The organism is Arcobacter sp. L, from assembly GCF_000284235.1.
Taxonomy (GTDB): domain Bacteria; phylum Campylobacterota; class Campylobacteria; order Campylobacterales; family Arcobacteraceae; genus Aliarcobacter; species Aliarcobacter defluvii.
In genome coordinates, this window is sequence record NC_017192.1 from 1,881,012 (window position 1) to 1,901,705 (window position 20,694).

General features: G+C 27.3%; 31 protein-coding genes. 21 read left to right on the forward strand and 10 right to left on the reverse strand.

The window, feature by feature from the left end; all coding sequences use genetic code 11:
• Positions 1 to 17: 17 nt before the first annotated feature.
• Genes ABLL_RS09300 through ABLL_RS09315 form a run of 4 tightly spaced genes read right to left on the reverse strand, consistent with a single transcriptional unit; the run spans position 18 to position 3,106 of the window.
• Positions 18 to 1,514: a DUF1538 domain-containing protein gene (locus tag ABLL_RS09300; protein WP_014474544.1), complete on the reverse strand. Its 1,497-nt coding sequence runs from the start codon at positions 1,512 to 1,514 to the stop codon at positions 18 to 20.
• A gap of 3 nt (positions 1,515 to 1,517) precedes the next feature.
• Positions 1,518 to 1,904: a CBS domain-containing protein gene (locus ABLL_RS09305; RefSeq protein WP_014474545.1), complete on the reverse strand. Its 387-nt coding sequence runs from the start codon at positions 1,902 to 1,904 to the stop codon at positions 1,518 to 1,520.
• A gap of 9 nt (positions 1,905 to 1,913) precedes the next feature.
• Positions 1,914 to 2,264 (reverse strand): P-II family nitrogen regulator, encoded by a 351-nt coding sequence (locus ABLL_RS09310; RefSeq protein WP_014474546.1) that lies wholly within the window; start codon positions 2,262 to 2,264, stop codon positions 1,914 to 1,916.
• Entirely contained in the window at positions 2,261 to 3,106 is an 846-nt protein-coding gene (locus ABLL_RS09315; protein ID WP_014474547.1) for a universal stress protein, read from the reverse strand. The genes ABLL_RS09310 and ABLL_RS09315 overlap by 4 nt, the downstream gene beginning before the upstream one ends.
• Positions 3,107 to 3,282: 176 nt before the next feature.
• On the opposite strand from ABLL_RS09315, the gene ABLL_RS09320 reads away from it, so the two are divergent.
• Positions 3,283 to 3,681 carry a DUF3010 family protein gene (locus ABLL_RS09320; protein WP_014474548.1) on the forward strand — a complete coding sequence of 133 codons (399 nt, stop codon included), beginning with the start codon at positions 3,283 to 3,285 and terminating at the stop codon, positions 3,679 to 3,681.
• 34 nt (positions 3,682 to 3,715) lie between these two features.
• On the opposite strand, the gene ABLL_RS09325 is transcribed toward ABLL_RS09320, so the two are convergent.
• From ABLL_RS09325 to ABLL_RS09340, 4 genes are all read right to left on the reverse strand, one after another.
• Entirely contained in the window at positions 3,716 to 4,132 is a 417-nt protein-coding gene (locus ABLL_RS09325; RefSeq protein ID WP_014474549.1) for a hypothetical protein, read from the reverse strand.
• Positions 4,133 to 4,445: 313 nt separating this feature from the next.
• Positions 4,446 to 6,692 carry a carbamoyltransferase HypF gene (hypF, locus tag ABLL_RS09330; protein ID WP_014474550.1) on the reverse strand — a complete coding sequence of 749 codons (2,247 nt, stop codon included), beginning with the start codon at positions 6,690 to 6,692 and terminating at the stop codon, positions 4,446 to 4,448.
• A 475-nt stretch (positions 6,693 to 7,167) separates the two neighbouring features.
• Positions 7,168 to 8,181, reverse strand: a complete 1,014-nt coding sequence (locus ABLL_RS09335; RefSeq protein ID WP_014474551.1) for a hypothetical protein — start codon at positions 8,179 to 8,181, stop codon at positions 7,168 to 7,170.
• 12 nt (positions 8,182 to 8,193) lie between these two features.
• On the reverse strand, positions 8,194 to 8,880 hold the full coding sequence (locus ABLL_RS09340) for an XRE family transcriptional regulator (RefSeq protein ID WP_014474552.1): 687 nt from the start codon (positions 8,878 to 8,880) through the stop codon (positions 8,194 to 8,196).
• Between the two features lie 138 nt (positions 8,881 to 9,018).
• Between ABLL_RS09340 and ABLL_RS09345 the strand changes: the two genes are divergently transcribed.
• A complete protein-coding gene (locus ABLL_RS09345) occupies positions 9,019 to 9,399 on the forward strand; it encodes a hypothetical protein (RefSeq protein ID WP_014474553.1) in 381 nt (126 codons plus the stop codon).
• Between the two features lie 490 nt (positions 9,400 to 9,889).
• Here ABLL_RS09345 and ABLL_RS09350 read toward each other — a convergent pair whose 3' ends face one another.
• Positions 9,890 to 10,477, reverse strand: coding sequence for a hypothetical protein (locus ABLL_RS09350; protein ID WP_014474554.1), 588 nt, complete (start codon positions 10,475 to 10,477; stop codon positions 9,890 to 9,892).
• Positions 10,478 to 10,612: 135 nt separating this feature from the next.
• Between ABLL_RS09350 and ABLL_RS09355 the strand changes: the two genes are divergently transcribed.
• The 19 genes from ABLL_RS09355 (at position 10,613) to ABLL_RS09435 (ending at position 20,194) form a co-directional block, all read left to right on the forward strand.
• Entirely contained in the window at positions 10,613 to 10,795 is a 183-nt protein-coding gene (locus ABLL_RS09355) for a hypothetical protein (RefSeq protein WP_014474555.1), read from the forward strand.
• Positions 10,792 to 11,094, forward strand: a complete 303-nt coding sequence (locus ABLL_RS09360) for a hypothetical protein (RefSeq protein WP_014474556.1) — start codon at positions 10,792 to 10,794, stop codon at positions 11,092 to 11,094. The genes ABLL_RS09355 and ABLL_RS09360 overlap by 4 nt, the downstream gene beginning before the upstream one ends.
• A gap of 1 nt (position 11,095) precedes the next feature.
• Positions 11,096 to 13,204 carry a DDE-type integrase/transposase/recombinase gene (locus ABLL_RS09365; protein ID WP_014474557.1) on the forward strand — a complete coding sequence of 703 codons (2,109 nt, stop codon included), beginning with the start codon at positions 11,096 to 11,098 and terminating at the stop codon, positions 13,202 to 13,204.
• Positions 13,204 to 13,902 (forward strand): ATP-binding protein, encoded by a 699-nt coding sequence (locus ABLL_RS09370; protein WP_014474558.1) that lies wholly within the window; start codon positions 13,204 to 13,206, stop codon positions 13,900 to 13,902. The genes ABLL_RS09365 and ABLL_RS09370 overlap by 1 nt, the downstream gene beginning before the upstream one ends.
• Complete coding sequence (locus ABLL_RS09375) at positions 13,902 to 14,402, forward strand: hypothetical protein (RefSeq protein WP_014474559.1); 501 nt, start codon at positions 13,902 to 13,904, stop codon at positions 14,400 to 14,402. The genes ABLL_RS09370 and ABLL_RS09375 overlap by 1 nt, the downstream gene beginning before the upstream one ends.
• Positions 14,399 to 14,527: a hypothetical protein gene (locus tag ABLL_RS15210; RefSeq protein ID WP_258239352.1), complete on the forward strand. Its 129-nt coding sequence runs from the start codon at positions 14,399 to 14,401 to the stop codon at positions 14,525 to 14,527. The genes ABLL_RS09375 and ABLL_RS15210 overlap by 4 nt, the downstream gene beginning before the upstream one ends.
• Complete coding sequence (locus tag ABLL_RS09380) at positions 14,524 to 14,769, forward strand: hypothetical protein (protein ID WP_014474560.1); 246 nt, start codon at positions 14,524 to 14,526, stop codon at positions 14,767 to 14,769. Before ABLL_RS15210 ends, ABLL_RS09380 begins: the two co-directional genes overlap by 4 nt.
• Positions 14,770 to 14,831: 62 nt before the next feature.
• A complete protein-coding gene (locus ABLL_RS09385; protein ID WP_014474561.1) occupies positions 14,832 to 15,674 on the forward strand; it encodes a DUF3164 family protein in 843 nt (280 codons plus the stop codon).
• A complete protein-coding gene (locus tag ABLL_RS09390; protein WP_014474562.1) occupies positions 15,674 to 16,240 on the forward strand; it encodes an N-acetylmuramoyl-L-alanine amidase in 567 nt (188 codons plus the stop codon). Before ABLL_RS09385 ends, ABLL_RS09390 begins: the two co-directional genes overlap by 1 nt.
• Before the next feature lie 56 nt (positions 16,241 to 16,296).
• The gene (locus ABLL_RS15075; RefSeq protein ID WP_158310010.1) at positions 16,297 to 16,473 is read left to right on the forward strand and encodes a hypothetical protein; all 177 of its coding nucleotides are present in this window, start codon (positions 16,297 to 16,299) and stop codon (positions 16,471 to 16,473) included.
• Positions 16,473 to 16,808, forward strand: a complete 336-nt coding sequence (locus ABLL_RS09395) for a hypothetical protein (protein ID WP_014474563.1) — start codon at positions 16,473 to 16,475, stop codon at positions 16,806 to 16,808. The genes ABLL_RS15075 and ABLL_RS09395 overlap by 1 nt, the downstream gene beginning before the upstream one ends.
• 127 nt (positions 16,809 to 16,935) lie before the next feature.
• Positions 16,936 to 17,262, forward strand: a complete 327-nt coding sequence (locus ABLL_RS09400; RefSeq protein WP_014474564.1) for a hypothetical protein — start codon at positions 16,936 to 16,938, stop codon at positions 17,260 to 17,262.
• A 198-nt stretch (positions 17,263 to 17,460) separates the two neighbouring features.
• Entirely contained in the window at positions 17,461 to 17,616 is a 156-nt protein-coding gene (locus tag ABLL_RS15080) for a hypothetical protein (RefSeq protein WP_014474565.1), read from the forward strand.
• 53 nt (positions 17,617 to 17,669) lie between these two features.
• Positions 17,670 to 17,867: a hypothetical protein gene (locus tag ABLL_RS09410; protein WP_014474566.1), complete on the forward strand. Its 198-nt coding sequence runs from the start codon at positions 17,670 to 17,672 to the stop codon at positions 17,865 to 17,867.
• A 75-nt stretch (positions 17,868 to 17,942) separates the two neighbouring features.
• Positions 17,943 to 18,170, forward strand: a complete 228-nt coding sequence (locus tag ABLL_RS09415) for a hypothetical protein (RefSeq protein WP_014474567.1) — start codon at positions 17,943 to 17,945, stop codon at positions 18,168 to 18,170.
• Positions 18,170 to 19,072, forward strand: coding sequence for an AAA family ATPase (locus ABLL_RS09420; protein WP_014474568.1), 903 nt, complete (start codon positions 18,170 to 18,172; stop codon positions 19,070 to 19,072). Before ABLL_RS09415 ends, ABLL_RS09420 begins: the two co-directional genes overlap by 1 nt.
• Positions 19,073 to 19,166: 94 nt before the next feature.
• Complete coding sequence (locus ABLL_RS09425; protein WP_014474569.1) at positions 19,167 to 19,553, forward strand: phage protein GemA/Gp16 family protein; 387 nt, start codon at positions 19,167 to 19,169, stop codon at positions 19,551 to 19,553.
• Positions 19,554 to 19,581: 28 nt separating this feature from the next.
• Entirely contained in the window at positions 19,582 to 19,803 is a 222-nt protein-coding gene (locus ABLL_RS09430; protein ID WP_014474570.1) for a hypothetical protein, read from the forward strand.
• Positions 19,804 to 19,915: 112 nt separating this feature from the next.
• Entirely contained in the window at positions 19,916 to 20,194 is a 279-nt protein-coding gene (locus tag ABLL_RS09435) for a hypothetical protein (RefSeq protein WP_014474571.1), read from the forward strand.
• On the opposite strand, the gene ABLL_RS09440 is transcribed toward ABLL_RS09435, so the two are convergent.
• The gene (locus ABLL_RS09440) at positions 20,186 to 20,677 is read right to left on the reverse strand and encodes a phage virion morphogenesis protein (protein ID WP_014474572.1); all 492 of its coding nucleotides are present in this window, start codon (positions 20,675 to 20,677) and stop codon (positions 20,186 to 20,188) included. The genes ABLL_RS09435 and ABLL_RS09440 overlap by 9 nt on opposite strands.
• Between the last annotated feature and the right edge of the window lie 17 nt (positions 20,678 to 20,694).

Here is a 20,694-nt window from a genome sequence, read left to right on the forward strand (position 1 = left end):
AGAAGTATAAAAGCTTTCTATGTAGCTTTTATACTATTTATTAAATTTATGATTATACTATAAGTCATAACTGTAATCATTGGAAAAACTGAAGCAAAAGCAATAAGACCAAATCCATCCATTAAAACATTTCTTCCTTCTATATTTGAAGCTAAAAATATTCCAAAAGCAGTTACAATAGGAACAGTAATTTCAGAAGTTGTAACTCCTCCTAAATCAAAAGCAAAAGCAACTATTTGTTTTGGTGCAAATATAGTTAAAATTACAACTATACTATAAAGAATAGTTATCAATAACCAAATATTATATCCATTTACTATTTTATAAGCTCCAAATAAAATACCACATCCAACTCCTATGGCAACTAATAACCTGATAATTGTTACATTCAATCGAATACTTGACATTTTATCAGCTTGTTTTATAACTGCAATCAAAGCTGGTTCTGCCATTGTTGTTCCAAATCCAATTAGAAATGCAAACAAATATATAAAAAATACATTATTCATTTGTACTAGATTATTTGCTATTGATTCACCAATAGGAAAAAGTCCTAGTTTTATTCCAACGATAAAACCATATAAACCAATAATTAAAAAAATAAAACCAAATATCACACCTGAAAGATTTGCTAAAGGCTTTTTAATAACTAAATATTGAAATATTAAAATCGTAGCAATTATTGGAACCAAATTTAGAAAAGTTTTAAATAAATCTATAACAATTCCAAATAGAGTAAAACCCTTGTCATAGTGTGCTTCATCTTCAACGTTTGATATAAATTCTATATTTTCACTTCCAAAATCGCTTCCTAAAGCAAATATTCCATAAAGTTGAATACTAATCATAGGAGTAATAGCTGCAAGTGCAACAAAACCAAAACCATCTTTTAAAACACTTCTTCCTTGTAAAGCAGAAGCAATACCAACACCTAAAGCGACGATTAAAGGAACTGTTGCTACATTTGTAGCAACTCCACCAGAATCATAAGCTAAGCCTATGATTGCAGTTGGTGTAAAATAAGTCACTATTAAAACTATTAAATATCCAATTATTATAATAACTGCTATATTCCAACCTATAATAGTTCTTACTATTCCAAAAGCAGTAATTAATCCTACACTTATAGCAATTATTATTCTTAAAGTTAAAGGATTTAAGGCTCCTTGAGTAATCTCTCCTGCTTGAGAAGCTACAGCAATAATTGCAGGTTCTGCAATAGATGCACTAAAACCTAAAGAAAATCCAAAAAGTGCAAATAATAGTATAGATTTTCTTTCTAAAAATTCACTAGATAAATTATTGCCTAAAGGGAAAATTCCTATTTCTAGCCCCATTAAAAAAAATGTAACTCCAACTATTACAATTATAAAACCTATACAAATTGAAATTACATCTTGTGGTAAACTTTGAAAAACAAAAAGTTGAAATCCTATGATTATTAATAAAATTGGAATTAAATTTACAGCTGATTCTACTAAAGTATATCTAAACTGTTTTATTAACTCATGCACATTTTACTCCACCCAAGTCATCAAATAGTTAGTTAAATCTGTAATTGACAAAACACCTTCAAGTTCATTATTATCTGTAACAACAACTCTTTTAATATTATGTTCTATCATTATTTTAGCTGCATATTTAACATCAATTTTTGAAGATACACTAAATGCAGGCTTTTTATATAAATCATAAACATTTAATAAATCAATATCTCCATCTTCAGCTACAATTGCTTTTAAAATTTGTGTATTTGTAATAATTCCATAAGCATCAGATGGAGAATTTTTTTCAACAACCAATACTTTTAAATTTTTTTCTTTCATAAGTTGCAATGCTTCTTTTAAAGTTGCATAAGGCTTAATAGTCGTAACATCTTTTTTCATCAAATTTTCAACTAACATACTTTTCCCTTATAAATCATCTTCATTTTTTATTGTATCTTCAAATTTTTTTAAAACTTCTCTATCTAAACCAATGATATGAGATATTGGCATTGTAAAAGCAACACAATTTGTACCTTTGTTCAAAATCTCATTATTTATTGCTTTAAGCACTTTTTTTGATAATCTCTCTTCAAGTACATAAAGAATAACTGTTTGATTTCCATCAAAAGTTAAAGAAAAAAAACTCTTTTTATTCCCCGAACTACTTCCTCTTGCTTGTACAATAGTTGCTCCATCAGCACCATATTCTTTAGCTACTAATTTAATTTTATCTTCATGTTCAGAAGATGCTATAACAACTAATGTAACAAATTTCATACTATATCATCCTCTAATATTTTATAAATAATTACATCTTTTGTTGAGTGTTCTAATAAATCAAATGAAAAAATACTCAAACTACTTCCAACAGACAAACTTAATAAATCAATTGTTTTATATTCAATTGACTCATCAACCATTGTTTTTATATCTATAAATTTTTTTGCTTTTGTAAATAGTTTTATATCTTTTGGAATATCTAAATTATTTATAAATTTATTCAAATCATGTTCTGCTTCTGTTGCATAAAAATCCACAAAATCATGAATTTCATCTTCATCAAAACCATATAATTTAACTCTATCTTCAAAAAATGTTTTATAATAGTGCTCTATATGAAAATTTGCTTCAGGAAATAAATTCACTAAATACTCTATATTTTTTTTTGAAGATTTAGATAAATCTGTTGGGATTAATATATTTTTATACTCTGGTTTTTCTTCTGTTTTTACCACAAGAACTGGAATATCAAGCTTTCTTATTATTGAACTTAGATTTGAACCATTAAAAATATCTTCAAAAAAAGTTCTTTCTCTTTTAAATCCAGCAATTACAGTTGAGATATTATGTATTTTTATATGTTTTTTTACAATTTCTATAAAATCTCCACATTCACAATAAACATCTGCTTTATCTTTATAAATATCTTTTAATATAGATTTACTTTTTTCCAAAGAACCTTCTGTTTTTTCTTTAAAGAATTTCAAAAATGATTCATCTTCTACGTGAAGTACATTTAACTCTTTATTATATTTATCTGCTAAAAATATTGCTTTTTTTGCAACAATTTCAGTAAATTCTCTTAGATCACTTAAAACTAAAACTTTGTCTTTTTTCATAATGTACTCCTTTTTTACAATTGATAATTGTTATTATTTTGATTGTACTTACTCTATACTTAATATCATTTGAAAATTTTAATTATTTAATTATTTTATTGCATTTTGTAATAAAATCAATTCAAAATAAAATAGTTCACTATAATTTGATTAATTTCTAATAATAAAGGAAAAATATGAATATTTGTGGAATAGAATTGAAATCTAATAATCTTATTTTAGTAATTCTAAATGATAAAAAATATCAAGATAATAAAATAAAAAAAATTATATTTGAAGATGATGAGAAACAAGAAAATATCAGAAAATTTTGTAATGAATTTTTAGATTTTTTACAAAAAAATCAAATTGAAAAAATTTACATAAAAAAAAGAGCAAAAAAAGGAAGTTTTTCAGGTGGAGCAGTAACCTTTAAAATGGAAGGACTAATACAATTAAATCCTATTTGTTCTGTTGATTTAATCTCAACTCAAACTATAAGTTCTTTTGAAAAGAAAAATCAAATAGTATTTCCAAAAGAGTTAAAAAAATATCAAGAACAAGCTTTTTTAACTGCACTTTGTATTAGCAACTAATAATTGCTAATACGACAAAAATATCTTTATTTTTCTAAAATACAAAAGCAATCTCTTTTATACTAATATTATAAATATTCACTTTCACTCCGTCACTATCAACAACACTATAAGAAATAATCAAATCATTTGGATTTTCAATTGTTTCATTTTCTTCAACAAATTTTGCATATTTATCATAATCAATTATGCTATAAATAAATTTTGCTTTTTCAATAAATTTTTCATTGTTTATATATTTTTCATAAATTTCTTGATAAGTATCTTTATCATATTTATCATAAAAATTGTTTTTATACATCAGTTCACAATAAGCAGTTTTTTTGAAATCTTTCGAAGAATACAAAAGATAATCACCAGCAATTATTGGTTCTAAATCTTCATGAATTTCAAAAAGATTATATTTTTTATATCCATTTTCATCTGATATTAAAGAAGTGGTTTTAATCATAACAAGCTTTCCTATTTTTATTTTTATTCTATCATACTCTAAATTTATATTTACTATTTATCTTTTTATGTATAATATATAAGATATAATTATTTATATACTATGTATAAATATTTTTTGATTTATTTTATATTTATTTAAAATATTTTTTATTAATTTTTTTGAAAAAATTATTTTTTCTATAAAAGCCTATATTATAGCATATTTAAATATTTTTATTACATTTTATATCTATCTTATAGAATATTAAATATTTATATTATGTATAATTTATATGTTTTATATAAAGAAGACTTTTCTTGATATTTATACTTTATTCAAATTGATGGTAAATTTGACCAATACTGATGCCACCATCATTTGATGGGATATCAATATTAAAGTAAAATTCCCTACCCTCTTTTTCAAATTCGTCAAGTAAAATTTCAAGTAAAATTTTATTTTGAAAAACTCCTCCACTTAAAACAACTGGAAAATTTTTATAAATATTTGAGATTTCTAAAATAAGATTTACAAGAGTATTTATAAATTTTGTACAGATAAGCTTTTTATCTTTTTCATTTATAATTTCTTTGATCATAGGTCTTAAATCAATTTCTTCTTCAAAAATTTCATAAGTGTATGAAGAAATAATTGATTTATCATAATTTTGCTCTATTTGTAATCCAGTTTCACCCTCGTAAGTTTGAACTTGTAGAATATCTGCAAATGATGAAATAGCATCAAATAAACGACCTATAGAACTACATAAAGGGCTATTTAAACCTTTTTGCCACATTGTATAAAACATTTTTATCTCTGTATCTTTAAATGCTTTTACTGTTGGAATATCCATAGCTAAAACTTCATCTAAAGAAAAAGTATCAAACAACAGACTTAAAGCCACTCTTCTTGGCTCTTTTACAGCAATTTCACCACCAATTAGCCTAAAATATTTGATATGTTTTACTCTTTTAAACTCTTTTCTAGAACTAAGTAATACCTCTCCACCCCAAATATTTCCATCATCTCCATAGCCAGTACCATCAAAAGCAAATCCTAAAACTTCTTTTTCGATATTTTCTTGTGCCATAACAGATAATATATGTGCATAGTGATGCTGAACTTGTACAAGCTTAATATTTGGATTTTTTTCTTTTATTTTCATTGCAAATTTTGTAGATTCATAATTTGGATGTTTATCACAGATTATAACATCTGGTTCAAAATCATAAAATCTTTTAAATGTATTTATAGTTCTTTCAAAATATTCAGCTGATTCAATAGAATTTAAATCTCCAATATGAGGTGATAAAATTAAATTATTTTTAAAAGCAATTGAGATAGTTGATTTTTGATTTGCACCAAGAGATAAAATCTTTTTTTGAAGTTCTTTTTTCAATTTTATAGAAGTTGGAGCATAACCTCTAGCATTTCTCAGTTTGATATTATATTTTCTAACATTTTGTATAATAGAATCATCACAAGTGTTTATAATTTCTCTATTATAATCTAATACAAAATCTATTACATCTTCTAGTTTGTCTGTTATCTCTTCTTTTGTTCTTATTATTGGTTCATCTTTAAGATTTGCACTTGTTGCAACAAGTGGTTTATTTATATATCTAAATAATAAATAATGCAATGGTGTATAAGCGATATAACATCCTAATTTATTAACATTCGGAGCAACGAATTTTGAAATAATAGTATTTTCTTTTTTATTAACAAGAACTATTGGTCTCTCTTTTGAAGTTAATATTTCTTCTTCAATGATATTTATTTTTGTATATCTTTTAATAGTATTTATATTATTGAACATAAGAGCATATGGTTTTGTTGGTCTATTCTTAACTACCCTTAATTTATTAACAATATTATCATTTGTTGCATCACACATCAAATGAAAACCACCTAATCCTTTGATTGCAATTATATATCCTTTATCTAATAATTCTGCTGTTTTTTTAATAGCTTCTATATTGTTAGATATTACAATATTATTTTTATTATACAAAGTTACATTTGGGCCACAAACTTCACAAGAAACAGGTTGTGCGTGGTATCTTCTATTTGCTGGATTTTCATACTCTTCTTGACAATTTTGACATAATTTAAACTCTTTCATAGAGGTATTACATCTATCATAAGGAATTGTTTCTATTATAGAATATCTTGGACCACAATTTGTACAATTTGTTAAACTATAATTATATCTAAAATTATTCATATCATTTATATCTTTGATACATTCCTCACAAATTGATATATCAGGAGAGATAATTGTAGTTTTATTTTTTGATGTTGAACTATCTAATATTTCAAAGCTTTTATATTCTTGTTTTTTAGTTATTTTTCTTATTCTTATAGAATCAATTTTTGCCAAGATAGGAGAATTTGATTTTAATTCTAATATAAAATTTTCAATACTCTCTTCTTGTGCATATAATAAAATATTTACACCTTTTTCATCATTATTAACCCAACCTTTTATATCATGTTTAATTGCTAAATTATATACAAAAGGACGAAACCCTACTCCTTGAACAATGCCTTTTACTTTTATAAAAAAAGTTACCATTAAATCCTCAATTTTTAATATTTTTGATTATAAAAAATTATAGCTTTATAACATATTGTGATAATTTTGTTTTTATATGAATCTGTGTGAGGGAGTAAAAGAAATGTTAGTGTGTTTTATCGGGTGTTTTTTATTTTTAATGCCCTTATTATCGGCTTTATAAGGGTTTTTATAGCTCGGTTGTAGAAATGTATGTGATGTATTTTTTCCCTATCTCCCCTTATCTTCCTTATTATAGAAAAAATCAAAGAAATTTTAACACTTAAAGTGTATCTACTAAGCCGATATTATAGGCTATATCATCAATAAAATTAAGTAGAAGCTTTTGTATTAAAAAAAGAAAAAGGAAAGAGTGAAACGATTGTAAAAGTATAGCAAGTAAACCTAGCAAGTAAACCAAGTAAACCTAAAGCTTAAGATTTGCAGTTAAAAAGTTAGTGAAAGTTACTAACATTTTAACTGCAAATAAAAAAAATTATTTTTCTGCTAAAGTTGATATTGGGTTTACTCCCCATATGTTTTCTTCTTTAATTACCATGCCTGTTATAGAAACATTATACTCTTCATTATTCATAGTATTTATATAAATCATATTTGCAATAATTTTATATGCAGCTGTTCCACTTTTTTCAATTTTAACAATTTCTGCACTTTGCAAATTTTTAAGATCATATAAATTTCTCAAGAATTCTTCGGGATTTTTTTCTTTTTCTTTCCATCTTAATTGAGTATATTCTGCCATCTCTTTATAATTTTTATCCCCCCATTTATTTATAAAGTTTGCAAAAACATATTCTGGAGAAATAGATTGATATGCTTTTAAATCAATTAAAGGCTTATTTTCTAATTTTTTATTTAGATATTTATCTTTTATTTCATCTTTTTTTATAAAATTGTTAAATACTTCATCTGTTATATTTGCAGTTAATTGAACGTGAAAATTACTAGCGATTTCTTTTGCTTCATTAAGACTTACTTCTAGCTTTATAGATGCAGTTTTATTTTTATAATCTATATCTGTGATTTCAAAAATTACAAATGAATTTTCATTGTCAAAATATGTTTTTTTATCCCATGATGCAATGGCAGAAATAAGATTTCTATCATTAGTGTTTAATTTTGTGTTTAAAATAAAACCTTTTTTTACATTTTCACGAGGGATAGTAATATTTATATAGTTATATTCATCCGTTCCTATATAAAAAGAGACAGCGGATTTATTTTTAAAGGTATATGGATAATCTGATACCTTTAATACTTTCAACTGTGTATTTGAAGTATCTGAAATTTTAGGTTCTTCTTTTTTTTCTATCTGTTCTAAAGTAGGCGTTGATGTAGGTGCAATTATTGTAAGGGAAATAATAAATACCAAAAAAGAGATTATAAATCCTAAAAAATGGGATATAAACTTTCCTTTTTGCTTACTTATGAAATGTTTATAAGTAAAAATCCAAACTACTATAAATAATACAAATGGTATAAAAGCCATATCCTCTCCTTTTTACAACTTATTAAAATGACCAATAACTCGACCTATAACTGTACAAGAGTTAAACTCATCACCTTCAAGAATAATATCTTCATCTTCAGGATTATCTGACACTAATATGTAAATAGGTTTTATTGGATGTATTTTTATTCTTTTTACAAGCACTCCATTGGGAGTATTAATTACATAAATATCTTTATCTCTTATTTTAAAGTCTTCATTTTCAAAAGGATTTATAAATAGCATCTCTCCTGTTTGTATAGTTGGATGCATACTATTTCCAATAGCATGGATAATATGAAGATGTTTGAAAACTGTTATTCCCAATTGAACTCTTAAAAATTCTTTATCAAAAGTCATAACTTTTGGAGCTTTATCATAGTTTATAGCACCTGCTCCAGCTGCTGCATAAGTATCTTTAAAATAAGAGATAGTAACTAAATTTGAATCTAATTTTGTTTCATTTTTTTGAACTAAATTGTTATCTTTTAGTAACATTTCACCCTTGCCAGTTAGAAGCCACCAGCCACTAATAGAGTAATAATTCTCTAAATATTCTGCGATATCTGGTGTAACTTTTAGCTTTCCAGCCTCAATATCTTTAATTTTATGCCATTGGAATCCCAATTTTTCCCCCAACTCTTTTTGAGTTAAAACAATGTAATTACGGGCTTCTTTAAACCTTTCAGCAGGTGTCATCATATTCCTTTAGAGTAAAAATTATCTAATTTAGTAATTTTACTCTTGACAATAGAGTAAAAATTATCTATACTTCGTTATATATTTGTTCAACATACAAAGAACATTATAAGAGAAAAATAATAAAAAGGAACATAAATGAGAAAGATTAGATTTGAATTGACACAAACAGGAACGGAGGAATTTGTCGCGCAAAGTGCTTTAAAAATTTTTGTAGAAAAAGAAGAGATAGATAGTACTTTTATGCTTGATATTTTAACTATGGCTTGTACAGATTTTGGAACACGAGTGGAGAGTGTGTTAGCTTATTCAAGCGGAGATATTTATGCAGTAAGAATAAGAACACTAAATGGAAATTTACTTGATATAAAAATAGATTTACCTGCAAGAATAAGTCCCTCACAAATACTAGGTAAATTTGAAGAAAACATAAATAAACTTGAAAAATTCAAAAGAGTTTATGAAAAAAAAATGTACGAGGTACATAAAACAACAAAAAATTACACTTTTAAAATATAAGTAGATTTAACGGAGCTTTTGTTTAAAAGCTCTATTAAGTTTATTAAAACTTGAGTTTTTTTTTTAAAAAACATGATCTTTAAATTTTTAAACCAGTTCTTAAGACAACGGTTGAAAACGCTAGGAGTAACATCTAGTGATAATTGTTAAAAAAATATTTATATGTGTCAAAAGGGATATAAATTGAGGTTTGAGCAGTGTACCAAGAAAAGAAAAGCACTGGAATATAAATAGATATGAAAATATCTATTCTTAAGTCCTTTTGATTTTGCGATTTTCAAGAGGGCTTAACTTTAGATATTGAGGAGGAGGAAGAGGATGAGTAAAACTTTAATGGAAATAATAGCTGATGTAAAAAATGGCACTTATATAGAAGAATCAAAGGCTTCTATATGGCTAAAAATGTCAAATAAACTAATGATTGAACAAAAAGAATATGAAAAAAAGTTCAGAAAAATGGGTGCAACTAAAAAGTGTGCTAGAAGAATGGCTAGGAAATCTCTCGCATGGAAAAGAAGACTAAACTCCAATTCAATGAATTCTCTAAAATGGTAAAGGGTATCTTTTTTGAAAAAATGATATTTAATTTTTCATTTAAAGCTTTTAAAATTTCAATTATATCGTTCAATTCGGTTGATGTTGGATTGTTTGTATGAAAAAGTTTTATTTCCTTTTTTCGAAACTCTTTGAGTGTTATTACTTTTGTTTTTTTATCTTCTAATATTTGAGGAATATGTACAAATTTATCATCTTCAAATGATACTAATATAGCTTTTGATTTAGAAGCAATAGAAAAAGACATTGTGCTGTTTAGATATTTTTCTTTTCTTCTGTAAAGAGAAATATCAGGTCTCTTGATGTTGTTATAAAGCATATAGTATGGATGATAAGATATTACATATTTATATTTAGACATAAAGCTTGATCTTAATATGTTTAAAGCATCTAACTCTTTATATATAGATAAATAGCACTCTTTAATTTCTGAATATTCTCGCATTAATTTTTCTAAGATTAAAGCATCTACAGGAATTAATCCTTCATCACAGTAATAGTAACTATCAAAAAATTTATTCATATTTAAGTCCTTTTGGTTAGTTGGTTGTTTTGAATTGAGTACTCAAAATTTTAACCAATAAGGACTTAACCGTGAATATTGATAAAAATATCTTAATTTTTGTGAGTATTTTATATTTTAATTTAGGAGTTAATAATGATAGTTGAATTTGGTTTTTGGAATATACAAACAGAGCCTGAGGTTATGTTTGGTAAAAAATATTATGTTTGTAGGCATAAGAATAATCCAACAAAAGTGGAGCTTGTATTTATAAAGAATAAAAAGCTTGAGGGAGAAAAAGAGTTAGTGGAGTTTATTGAAAAGGAGATTTTAGAATGAATGAAAAAATAGATCTAAATTTTAGGATGATAAGAGTTCGAGATTCAAATAAAAAAAATAAAACTGTTCCTTTGTTAAGAGCTAGGTTTGATTCACTTATGTTTAGTGATGGTAAATATGTAGAGAAATACAATCTTGATAAAACAATGTTTTCTAAACTGATGAATAGAAGAGTTACAGGTAAAAATGTAAAAGATGAAAATAGCACTGTTGGAAAAATAATAGCACAGCTTAAAAAAGATGGTGTTTGGGCTGGAAAATTGCCTTGGATAAAAAAGGAAGAAAAAGAGGAGAATTGATATGGAGTTTACAGCTAAAGATTTGATTGAAAAATTAAATCTAACAAAAATGGCACTTTCTAAAGCTCTAAAAAACATCCCCTTTGAATCTAAAAAACTAGATACAAGTACAAAACCTGTAAAACACTATAAATATGATGATTTACCTGAACGCTACAAAGAAAAGCTTAAAGAGCTAGGAATTGTAAAAGAGGAAGAAAAAGTTACTAACATTTCTAAAACAAATTTTAAAGCTTTTACAAAAAAATATCTTCTTGCAAGTAGTGAAAAGCAAGAAAAAGCCTTAAAAAAGCTTAAATTTATAGAGTTCTACTTTAAAAAAGATATAAGTGTATCGCAGGGCAAATTTATAGAAAACACCCTTAAAAACTCAATTGAGTTTGATATTTTGGGAAATATATCTTTGAAGCAACTAAATGACTGGATAAGAACATACAAAGAAGCTAAAGCAAAGGGTGAGAATCTAGTGGAAGCCTTTGTTGATGGTAGAGGCAAAGAGAAAAATACAACTGCTCTTACAATAGAACAACAGCAAATGGCAGAGCGATACTTTTTAAAACAATCGCATCCGATAATAAGGACTATTCATCTTCTTATGTGTAGTCATTTTGGTTCTACTATGCCCTCGTATGATGCATTAAACAATTTTTATAAGAGATGGAAAAAAGCAAATCCACAGTTGTTTATGTTTTCTAAAAGTCCAGATAAGTGGAAGAACTACTTCCTTATTGCATTAGGAAATGAGAGTGAAAAAGCACTTTATAGAAACCATTTCTGGGAGTTTGATGCAACACCTGCAGATGTTATATGTAAAGATGGGAAAAGATACACGATTTTAGGACTTATTGATATAGCAACTAGAAGACCTATATTTAAAGTTGAAGATTCGAATAGTGTTTTTGCTGTAACAAGACTTTTAAGAGCTGGGATTTTGAAGTTTGGAATACCTGAAAATATAGTAATAGATAATGGAAAAGAGTTTATTTCTAATCATTTTGCAAGTGTTTGTGCAAATCTTGAGATTATGGTGCATACAACACCTCCTTTTAGTGGGGATAAAAAACCTTTTATTGAAAGGATGTTTGGAACACTAGCAAGGGGATTGTTTAGATACATACCTGCTTTTATAGGACACAATGTTGCAATGAATAGCGAAATAAAAGCTAGAGAGAGTTTTGCACATAAGATTATGTCTATAAAAAAGGCAAATGAAGAGATAAAAAACAAAGATGAAGAGGATGCTTTTAGGGAACTTTGGAGGATAAAAAAAGAGAATATAGGAATAGATATAAATATAGCTTTATATAAAGATGAGTTACAAGAGATAATAGATCTTTGGACTGAGAGAATATATGAACAAAAAGAACATGGTGGATTAAATAAATCTCCGATTAATGCTTGGAACTCTTATCCTACACCTGTGCAAAGTATAGGCGATGAGAGAATGCTTGATTTACTACTTGGTAAAAGTTACAAAGCTAAAGTTGGTAAAAAAGGTATTAGGATGGATAACTGTACCTATTGGCATGATGAGTTATTTAACTATATGGGTAAAACTGTAAAAGTTATGACAAATGATAACTTAGGTGAAGTAATAGCTTATGATCCTGAAACTATGCAGCTTATTTGTAAAGCAATAGATTTAGAGTACTACGGAATAAGTAGAGAAACTGCTGCAAGTGCTAGAAAACAACAAAACAAAATAGTACAACAGTTTAATAAGGCTATTAAGATGGCTGAGGAAGCAGATGACCCTACTTTGATTGATGTGATAAAAGCAAAAGAAAAATATGAAATAAGTTATACCCTTGCAACAACAAAACGAACTACGGTAACAACTATGCTACTAAATGAGTCGCATAAACTACAAGAGCAAGATAAAGCAGAACTTGAAACAAGCAAACACTATGACTTTAAAAACAAAGATGAAGATGGTAAGCCTAAAAAAGTACTTGAGGGCAGAAGACCTGAGTTTGAAACCTATGAAGATAGATTTTTATGGTGCTTAGAGAAAAATGAGTGGAATGAGAAAGATAAAAAATTAAAAGAGCTTAAGCCTGATAGCTACAAAAGAGCTTTTGAAAAATATGAAAAAAGGAGATTGGCATAATGAAACATGGTTTTATAGAAACAGCAAATTTTAAGAAAGTAAGAGAGGTGTTAGATGCTCTTAAAAATGAAGAGATTGAAGAGTTTAATAGTGCAAGAATGGCTCTTTTACATGGTGGTTTTGGGATTGGTAAGACTTGGACTATTGAAAAAATAGCAGCAAATGAACCTAAAAATATAATCTTTTTAAGAGCTGAGGAAGTTTGGACCAAAAGTTTCTTGATTAAAAAAATTGGCGTTGAGCTTGGCGTTGATAGTGGAAAAATAACAGAGACAAGTGAGCAAATAAAAGAGAGACTAAGACTTGAAGACAGAATAATGATAGTTGATGAAGTTGATAAACTTCTGACTGGCGCAAAACACGAACTTCTAGAAGTATTTAGAGATTTAACAGACCAAACCTCTTGCGTAATTATCTTTATAGGTATGGAGCAAAGTGCTGTTAAATGGGCTAAATATGGACACTATTATAGCCGATTAAGACTGCATAAGCTTGAAAAAATGACTTTAGAAGATATAAAAGCCTTTTGTGAGTTATCTGAGGTGAAAATCGAAAATGATTTAGTAGCACATTTTGATAAAAAATATGGAAATTTAAGACAAATAAAAAGAAAGATTGAGGCACTTGAAGAGCTTTGTTTACTAAAAGATATTGAAAGTGTGAATTTACGAACTTACAAGGATTTAGGAGTTGAGTAATGGAAGAGAAAAAACGAAAACCTAGAAAAAGAATTGCAAAAACAACTTTTGCAGGAAAAAGAAGTGTGAAACAAAGGGTTTGGGACTATATGCGACGTAACAAACTTTTTAAAGTAAAAGATATGCAAAGTATCTTGGATATTAAAGAGCATACGATTAGAGCAATAATTTATCCGCTAGAAGTTGCTGGATATATACAAAGAAGAGGAGCTGATGAAACAAAAGCTAGAAAAGTTTTGTTTGAAGCAACTTTTGTATTCCTTGCGAAAGAAAATATCTTAACAGCTCCTATTATAAATAGCAAAGAAGTTTATTGTACAACAACAGGAATTAAAACAGATATTGCAGCTAGAAAAATACTACTAAATGCTTTAAAAGTAATGTCGCAAGGCGATGTGGCAAAAAGATTAGAGTTATCTAAAACAACTATAAATCAGGTTTTGCACAATAAATACCCTGCTCCACACCTAATTTATAAAAAAATTAGGGAGTGTTTGTGATGAAGATAGCAGTGATTTTATTGGTTTGCTTTTTATGGTTTATATGTGGTTATGTTGCTGCAGAGGTTGCAGGAAATAAAAGAAAAGATAAAAACAAAATACCTTTCAAGGAGGATGTGAAATGAGTGCAATTCGTGTAAAAAGGGTGAATGTTGAAGATAAAAAGATGTTTATTGTAAAACATGGAGAGGTTGGAATACAAGTAGATGAAGAAAAAGCTGAATATATATGTAGAACTTTAGCGTTATTTATGGGTTTAAGTATCGTAGATCAAAGAGAAAATATACGAGTACTTGCTCAAAAAGCAAATGAAAAAAGTTCTAAAGAATATCCATTTGGTGGAGATGAATATGAAGAGTATTCATAGAGCTATCTTAGAAAAAGATAGCTTTATTGAGTACTCAAAAAAATAAATTATAAGGAGAATATATGCCAATTGTAGATGATAAGGGTTGGTGGCAGGATAAAACAGGTGAATATAAACATCCTGCAAGGATAGATATAGATGAACAACTAGAAGATGAACTTGTGGAAAAAATCCATGCTAAAGGTTTGAAACTTCAAGCTGCCATTTTGGAATATAAAGATTTTGTTTATAGTGAATGTTACGCTTTTTTAGACAATCTAAGAGAAGAATATAACATCGAAAGATTAAAAGGAAAAACAGAAAGAATAACTTTAAAGTCTTTTAATGGAACGAAAGAATTTAAAATTTCTGTAAATAATCTTATTGACTATAACCAAGTGAAAGTCGAACTTGCAAAAGAAAAGTTTCTTCAATACGCAAATTTGAAAATAAAAGATATTGAAGACAATGATATAAAAACTATTGTTTTAGGTGCATTAGAGCCTAAAAATGGGAAATATGATGATAGAGATATTCAGAAACTTATAAATTGGGGATTTGAACATCCATTTTGGAAAGAAGGAGTTGAACTATTACAAAGTGCAAGAATTACTACGGGTACAAAATCTTACATAAATCTTAGACAAAAAGAAGAATTAAAACTAGATGGAATGTGGGAAGGAATTATTTTAGATCTTGCAGCTCTTCCTATACAAGATACTGTAATACAAAAGAGTATTGAGTTTATAAAATGGAAAAGAAATCTTTTAAGAAGAGGAAATAAATTCGTATTTATTGAGTCTGAAGATGATTATTACTGGAGAAAATTATTTGATGAGGGTAAAAGTATTGATGAAGCTTTATCCTATGCAAAAGAAGAGGAAAAATGTTGGCAAGAAGCAGGAAATAATATAGGAGAGAAATAATGAAAGTAGCAGTAGTAATAGGACATCAAGAAAGATCTAAAGGTGCTATGAATAGCACTTATGGAACTACAGAGTTTGAATTTAATCAAAAACTTGCACATGATATTGAGCATAATTTTGGGAATTTGTTTAATTTTGACCAGCATGAAATAGTTGTTATGTATAGAGAAACAACTTTACAGAACTTACCAAATGAAGTAAATGCTCAAAAACCTGATTTGGTAATAGAGTTACATTGTAATGCTTTTAATAAACAAGCAAATGGTTGTGAAACACTTTATTATCACAAATCTATAAAAGGTAAAGCTATAGCTACTATTTTTCAAAAAAATATATTAGCAGTTTTAAAAAATAAAGATAGAGGTATAAAACCTAAAACAGCTGAAGATAGAGGTGGTTATATGCTTAGATATACAAATGCTCCTTGCATAATAACAGAACCTTTTTTTATAGATAACGATGATGAACTTATAAATGGGGAACTATGTTTTAATCAAGGAAGTCTTACAGCAGGATTTTGTGAAGCAATAGCAGAAAGCTTGGAGTACTTAAAGGCTTTGAAATGAATCCACAAGAAGTTTATCTTCCCTGCTGTGTATAGAAAGCTAGAAGAGGCTAAAAGATGGGAACTATGATAAGAATAGCAACAAACTGTTGCTACAACTGTAAATATAAAGGAAGTGATTTTACAGATGGAACTTTTGAGTGTAAGGCTTATGGAAATTATCTTGATGATGAAATAAAAGATTGTCCTGATTTTGAAATGTCAGACGAGGATGATAGTGAGGAGGAATGGTAATGATAGAAGAACTATTTGAAATTTTAAAAGCAGATTGCAATAACTTTGATTTGCAATGTAAAAAGGGCAAGTATAGACTTGTCCTTGATGAAGTTGTAGTTTTTACAGGTGATAGTGTTGAAGAGGTATTAAATCAAGCTGTTGATTGGCTTGATACTAATGAAACAAATAGTTTTTTAGATTCTAATATTAGTCTTGCTAAAGAGATGCATAAAAATGGAATTCCTGAGGGATTTAGAGATATGCTGGGAAATACCAGTAGTGTAAAATTTAAAGTTGATGATACAAGGCATATTTATAAAATAGCTGGTTATGAAAGCGATGGTAGAGAATGATACCCCAATCTGACGAGAATAAAAAATATGAAGAAAAAGAGCAAGAAGCCTTACAAGAGTTAAAAGACAATGGTTTTACTGTTGTGAAAGATTACTCGTCGAAATGAGGTACTGAAAGGATAGTAATATGTTTGAAACAAAATTAATCCCAATAAGAAGGGTTTTTACTGAAAACCAAAGAACAGCTGTTAATAGGCTTTTTAAGAAATATAGATTGAATTTTACAAAGAAAAAATTAAAAATAAAAAGATGTGATTCTTTAGAAATATTTAAAACTTGTAATTGTATTTCACTTAAAGACATTGACTCTCTCTTGCAAAAAATTGAAACAAAGTATGCTGAAACAAAAAATATGAACATAAAAGAATCTCTTAATACAGTAAAAAAGATAAAAGAAGATTTTTGCATTTTTTTAAAAAGTACTCATCAAAATGAGGGGATGAATGCGTTCTAAAAGAGATACACACAATGAAGCACTCATAAATAGTGTGTTAGGAATATTAATAGGGCTTATTGTTATGAGGATATTACTTCCTCTTATAAAAGATTTAAGCCCTGAATTACAAAGTGTGATAGTTGTTTTCACTATGTTTGGTTTTAGCTACAGTAGAAGCTATTTGGTAGGTAGATTTTATAATTGGTGGAGGATGAGATGAATGAATTTTTAATTATTAATGTTGAGGATGAAACTACCTTTTGCATAGTAGGTGTAGAAGAAACACTACAAGAGGCAAAAGAGTTTATCAAAAATGATGAAGAGTTTTTTGGTGATAGAAAAAATTTAAAGATTTACCAAGAGGTTAAGTGATCTCATAGAGCAGCTTACGAGCTGTTCTATTGAGATTATTAGGAGGAGTAAAAATGAGTGAGATTATAGAAGATGAAGAAATGTTAAAAACATTAGCAATAAAAGAAATATGGGAAATGTACATAAGAGCTATTGATGGGCTAACAAAAGCAAATAATAAAATAAGAGTATTAGAAGAAAGAGCAGAATTCTTAGAGTCTGAAAATAATAAGCTTGAAAGATGGTTACGTGACGAAAGGAAGAAAAGATGAACATATTAACAGTTAATACAGGTGATGAGAAACTAGATGAAGCTTATAGAAATATCCAAGTACATATAAGTACTTATGATAAGTTCCCTGAGTTTCAAAACTATTTTTAACAAAATAGTAAAAACAGATGATAAAGATAGATTAAATAAATGGCTTTTAAAAGTGCTTTTTATTGAGTTTAGATATGGAAGAACTAGCCAAAAACATGACTTTGATATTTTGCTTGAGAGAGTATCTCTAAGGGATAAAGAAAAATTAGAAAACTGGTTAAAAGAAAAATTAGAGAAAGTAAGAGGTGCATAATGTTTAGCTTTGAAAATATGGCTTTAACACCGAATGATTTAAATGATGAAGAAACAGTATTTTATATAAAAGATTTTTTGGTTGCTGAAGCTATTACTATGATATATGGTCCTCCAAGTCAAGGTAAAACTTGGTTCATGTTAGCAGTTAGTAAACTTTTAGCAACAAAAATAAAAAAGATTTATTATATTGATTTTGATAACCCAAAAAGACAATTAAAAGAACGAGGAGTTAATTGGCTTATTGAAGAACATAAAAATATTAAATATTTTAATAAAGGTAAAGTGGGTCTAACTCCTGAGGGTTTCTTGAGTGAAATTATTAAAAATGCTTTTGGGCAAAATTATAAAGATTGTATTTTTGTTATTGATAGTACAAGAGATTTTGTTGATAATATTCATAATGACACTAAAGCAAAATCTTTTATGCAGAATATGAAAGATATAAGAGACTCTGGTGGAACTGTATTATTAATACATCATGCAACAAAAAATGGAAAAGTTATAGATGGAAGTAGTGAATTTGCAAAAAGTGCTGATAATGTTTATGAATTTAAACAAAAAGTAAGATTAGGAAATGAGTTACAATGGAGTTTAAGAGTTGAAAATGATAGAGATGCGATATCTGATTGTGGCTTTGCAGTTGATACTATAACTTTAGACTTAAAAGATATAGATCCAGTTTTTTCAAATATGAGTGAATATGAAGAAAGCTTTGTAAATAAAGCAAAAGAAATTCTAAATAAAAATCCTGATGGATTAGGACAAACTGAACTTTTAAATCAAATCGGATATGAAAAAACAGATAAAACAGCACGAGATACTTTAGATAAATTTACCGATAAATTTTGGAGTAAATACCAAGAAAAAAAAGGTAAACCTATAACTTATACTTTAATTTAACACAACCGCTACAACCACTACAACTACCACAAACAAAGGCTTATAATATAGGGGTTGTATAGGTTGTAAAGGTTGTATAGAAAAAGGAAAAACTATGATAAACAAACAACAATCTTATAAAAAAAGACTTATTCAAAAAATCCAAATAGTTAAACATAATGTTTTTATAGATGATGAAATGCGAAAAGAGTTTATGCTTAGTCGTTTTGGAGCTGATAGTACAACAAAGCTAAGTATAGATGAATTAAAACTACTTTTAGATTTTTGCAATAGAAATGTAAGTGATATTCCTATTGAAAAAGCAACTGAGGCACAAGAACATAAAATATATGAATTATGGAGTAAAAAGGCAAGAGATAAAGACAAAAAAGCTTTAGCAAATTTTATATTGAGAATTACAAGACATAAATTGCAAGAAATGGAAAGCTTAACAAAACATGAAGCTACAAAGGTGATTATAGCTTTAGAAAAAATGGGATAAAATAATAAAAAAGGAGAAAGTATGAAAAGTGAACTATCTTATAGATGGTGAAGTTGAAGAAGTTATGGTTGATTTAGAATATTTATTGAAAGGTTATTTCAGAGTGCCTGCTACTAAAAAAGTAAATCTTAATCCTCTAAAAGAACCATATGGAGAAAAAATACTTAATGAATTATATAAACTTGCTGAAGATCATTATATTGTATCTGATACTATTTCAGGGCTACGGGAATGCTTAGAAAAACTTTAATATTAATATGAAATATTTTAGTTTTTTAATTTCACTTAGAAATATAATTCTAGTTATATATTGCAAAATGTTATTTATTTGGATATAATCCATTATTTTATGGAGGTTAAAAATGGCAACAATTACAAATTATGATTTATTCCAAGAGTTTTTTAACTTTGTAAAAAAACCTGAAAGTACAATTGAAGATGTAATAAAAGAACATGGAGGTTCTTCTTTGTATATACCTTCATATAAAACAACTATCCGAAATGATGAAATTTGTACTGAATATAAAAAAAGACAAGGTGAAAAAAGACTTACTAAAAAGCTTGCAAAAACTTATGATTTAAGTGAAGCACAAATCTTACTTATCACAAAACATTTAAGAGAGCCTGGTAGTTTATTCTAAAGCACTCTCTACAAAATCTACAACAATCCTTTCTAATTCATTTTCCACATCATCATAAAGCTTTCCATCTATTGTTATAGGCATAAAGGCTCTTGCCTCAACTTTTATTCCTCTTCCCCAAGCATTATCTGTTCCAAATTGATGAACAGCTGGATATAAAAAACCATCATTATTTGCATTTGTTCCTATTGCTATTTCATTTTCTTCAATATGATAAATAAATCTATCTTGTAAATCTCCTTCTTGAAAAAGTAATTTATTAGGTTTTCCTTTTTTTAGTTTTTTTTGAACAGTTGCATTTGATAATGGAGTCCAATTTCTTCCATTTGGGTCTTTTTTTTCATCAAAACTATCTCTTGTTATGGTTGCTAGGTATTGTCCCATTTCATTCATTAATGGAAAAGTATTTGAGATATTTTGACCTATTTCTTCAAGTTTTCTTTTAATAGCTGGTAATTCTAATATTTCTAATGTTACTTGCATTTAATTATCCTATTTGG

Coding starts and splice junctions, on each gene's coding strand:
- ABLL_RS09395 (WP_014474563.1), top strand. CDS start 16,473: ATGATAGAAGAACTATTTGAAATTTTAAAAGCAGATTGCAATAACTTT.
- ABLL_RS09315 (WP_014474547.1), bottom strand. CDS start 3,106: ATGAAAAAAGACAAAGTTTTAGTTTTAAGTGATCTAAGAGAATTTACT.
- ABLL_RS09400 (WP_014474564.1), top strand. CDS start 16,936: ATGTTTGAAACAAAATTAATCCCAATAAGAAGGGTTTTTACTGAAAAC.
- ABLL_RS15075 (WP_158310010.1), top strand. CDS start 16,297: ATGGGAACTATGATAAGAATAGCAACAAACTGTTGCTACAACTGTAAA.
- ABLL_RS09440 (WP_014474572.1), bottom strand. CDS start 20,677: ATGCAAGTAACATTAGAAATATTAGAATTACCAGCTATTAAAAGAAAA.
- ABLL_RS09390 (WP_014474562.1), top strand. CDS start 15,674: ATGAAAGTAGCAGTAGTAATAGGACATCAAGAAAGATCTAAAGGTGCT.
- ABLL_RS09310 (WP_014474546.1), bottom strand. CDS start 2,264: ATGAAATTTGTTACATTAGTTGTTATAGCATCTTCTGAACATGAAGAT.
- ABLL_RS09305 (WP_014474545.1), bottom strand. CDS start 1,904: ATGTTAGTTGAAAATTTGATGAAAAAAGATGTTACGACTATTAAGCCT.
- ABLL_RS09385 (WP_014474561.1), top strand. CDS start 14,832: ATGCCAATTGTAGATGATAAGGGTTGGTGGCAGGATAAAACAGGTGAA.
- ABLL_RS09410 (WP_014474566.1), top strand. CDS start 17,670: ATGAGTGAGATTATAGAAGATGAAGAAATGTTAAAAACATTAGCAATA.
- ABLL_RS09320 (WP_014474548.1), top strand. CDS start 3,283: ATGAATATTTGTGGAATAGAATTGAAATCTAATAATCTTATTTTAGTA.
- ABLL_RS09435 (WP_014474571.1), top strand. CDS start 19,916: ATGGCAACAATTACAAATTATGATTTATTCCAAGAGTTTTTTAACTTT.
- ABLL_RS09345 (WP_014474553.1), top strand. CDS start 9,019: ATGAGAAAGATTAGATTTGAATTGACACAAACAGGAACGGAGGAATTT.
- hypF (WP_014474550.1), bottom strand. CDS start 6,692: ATGGTAACTTTTTTTATAAAAGTAAAAGGCATTGTTCAAGGAGTAGGG.
- ABLL_RS09350 (WP_014474554.1), bottom strand. CDS start 10,477: ATGAATAAATTTTTTGATAGTTACTATTACTGTGATGAAGGATTAATT.
- ABLL_RS09375 (WP_014474559.1), top strand. CDS start 13,902: ATGGAAGAGAAAAAACGAAAACCTAGAAAAAGAATTGCAAAAACAACT.
- ABLL_RS09420 (WP_014474568.1), top strand. CDS start 18,170: ATGTTTAGCTTTGAAAATATGGCTTTAACACCGAATGATTTAAATGAT.
- ABLL_RS09415 (WP_014474567.1), top strand. CDS start 17,943: ATGATAAGTTCCCTGAGTTTCAAAACTATTTTTAACAAAATAGTAAAA.
- ABLL_RS09325 (WP_014474549.1), bottom strand. CDS start 4,132: ATGATTAAAACCACTTCTTTAATATCAGATGAAAATGGATATAAAAAA.
- ABLL_RS09360 (WP_014474556.1), top strand. CDS start 10,792: ATGAATGAAAAAATAGATCTAAATTTTAGGATGATAAGAGTTCGAGAT.
- ABLL_RS09380 (WP_014474560.1), top strand. CDS start 14,524: ATGAGTGCAATTCGTGTAAAAAGGGTGAATGTTGAAGATAAAAAGATG.
- ABLL_RS09355 (WP_014474555.1), top strand. CDS start 10,613: ATGATAGTTGAATTTGGTTTTTGGAATATACAAACAGAGCCTGAGGTT.
- ABLL_RS09335 (WP_014474551.1), bottom strand. CDS start 8,181: ATGGCTTTTATACCATTTGTATTATTTATAGTAGTTTGGATTTTTACT.
- ABLL_RS09365 (WP_014474557.1), top strand. CDS start 11,096: ATGGAGTTTACAGCTAAAGATTTGATTGAAAAATTAAATCTAACAAAA.
- ABLL_RS09340 (WP_014474552.1), bottom strand. CDS start 8,880: ATGACACCTGCTGAAAGGTTTAAAGAAGCCCGTAATTACATTGTTTTA.
- ABLL_RS09370 (WP_014474558.1), top strand. CDS start 13,204: ATGAAACATGGTTTTATAGAAACAGCAAATTTTAAGAAAGTAAGAGAG.
- ABLL_RS15080 (WP_014474565.1), top strand. CDS start 17,461: ATGAATGAATTTTTAATTATTAATGTTGAGGATGAAACTACCTTTTGC.
- ABLL_RS09425 (WP_014474569.1), top strand. CDS start 19,167: ATGATAAACAAACAACAATCTTATAAAAAAAGACTTATTCAAAAAATC.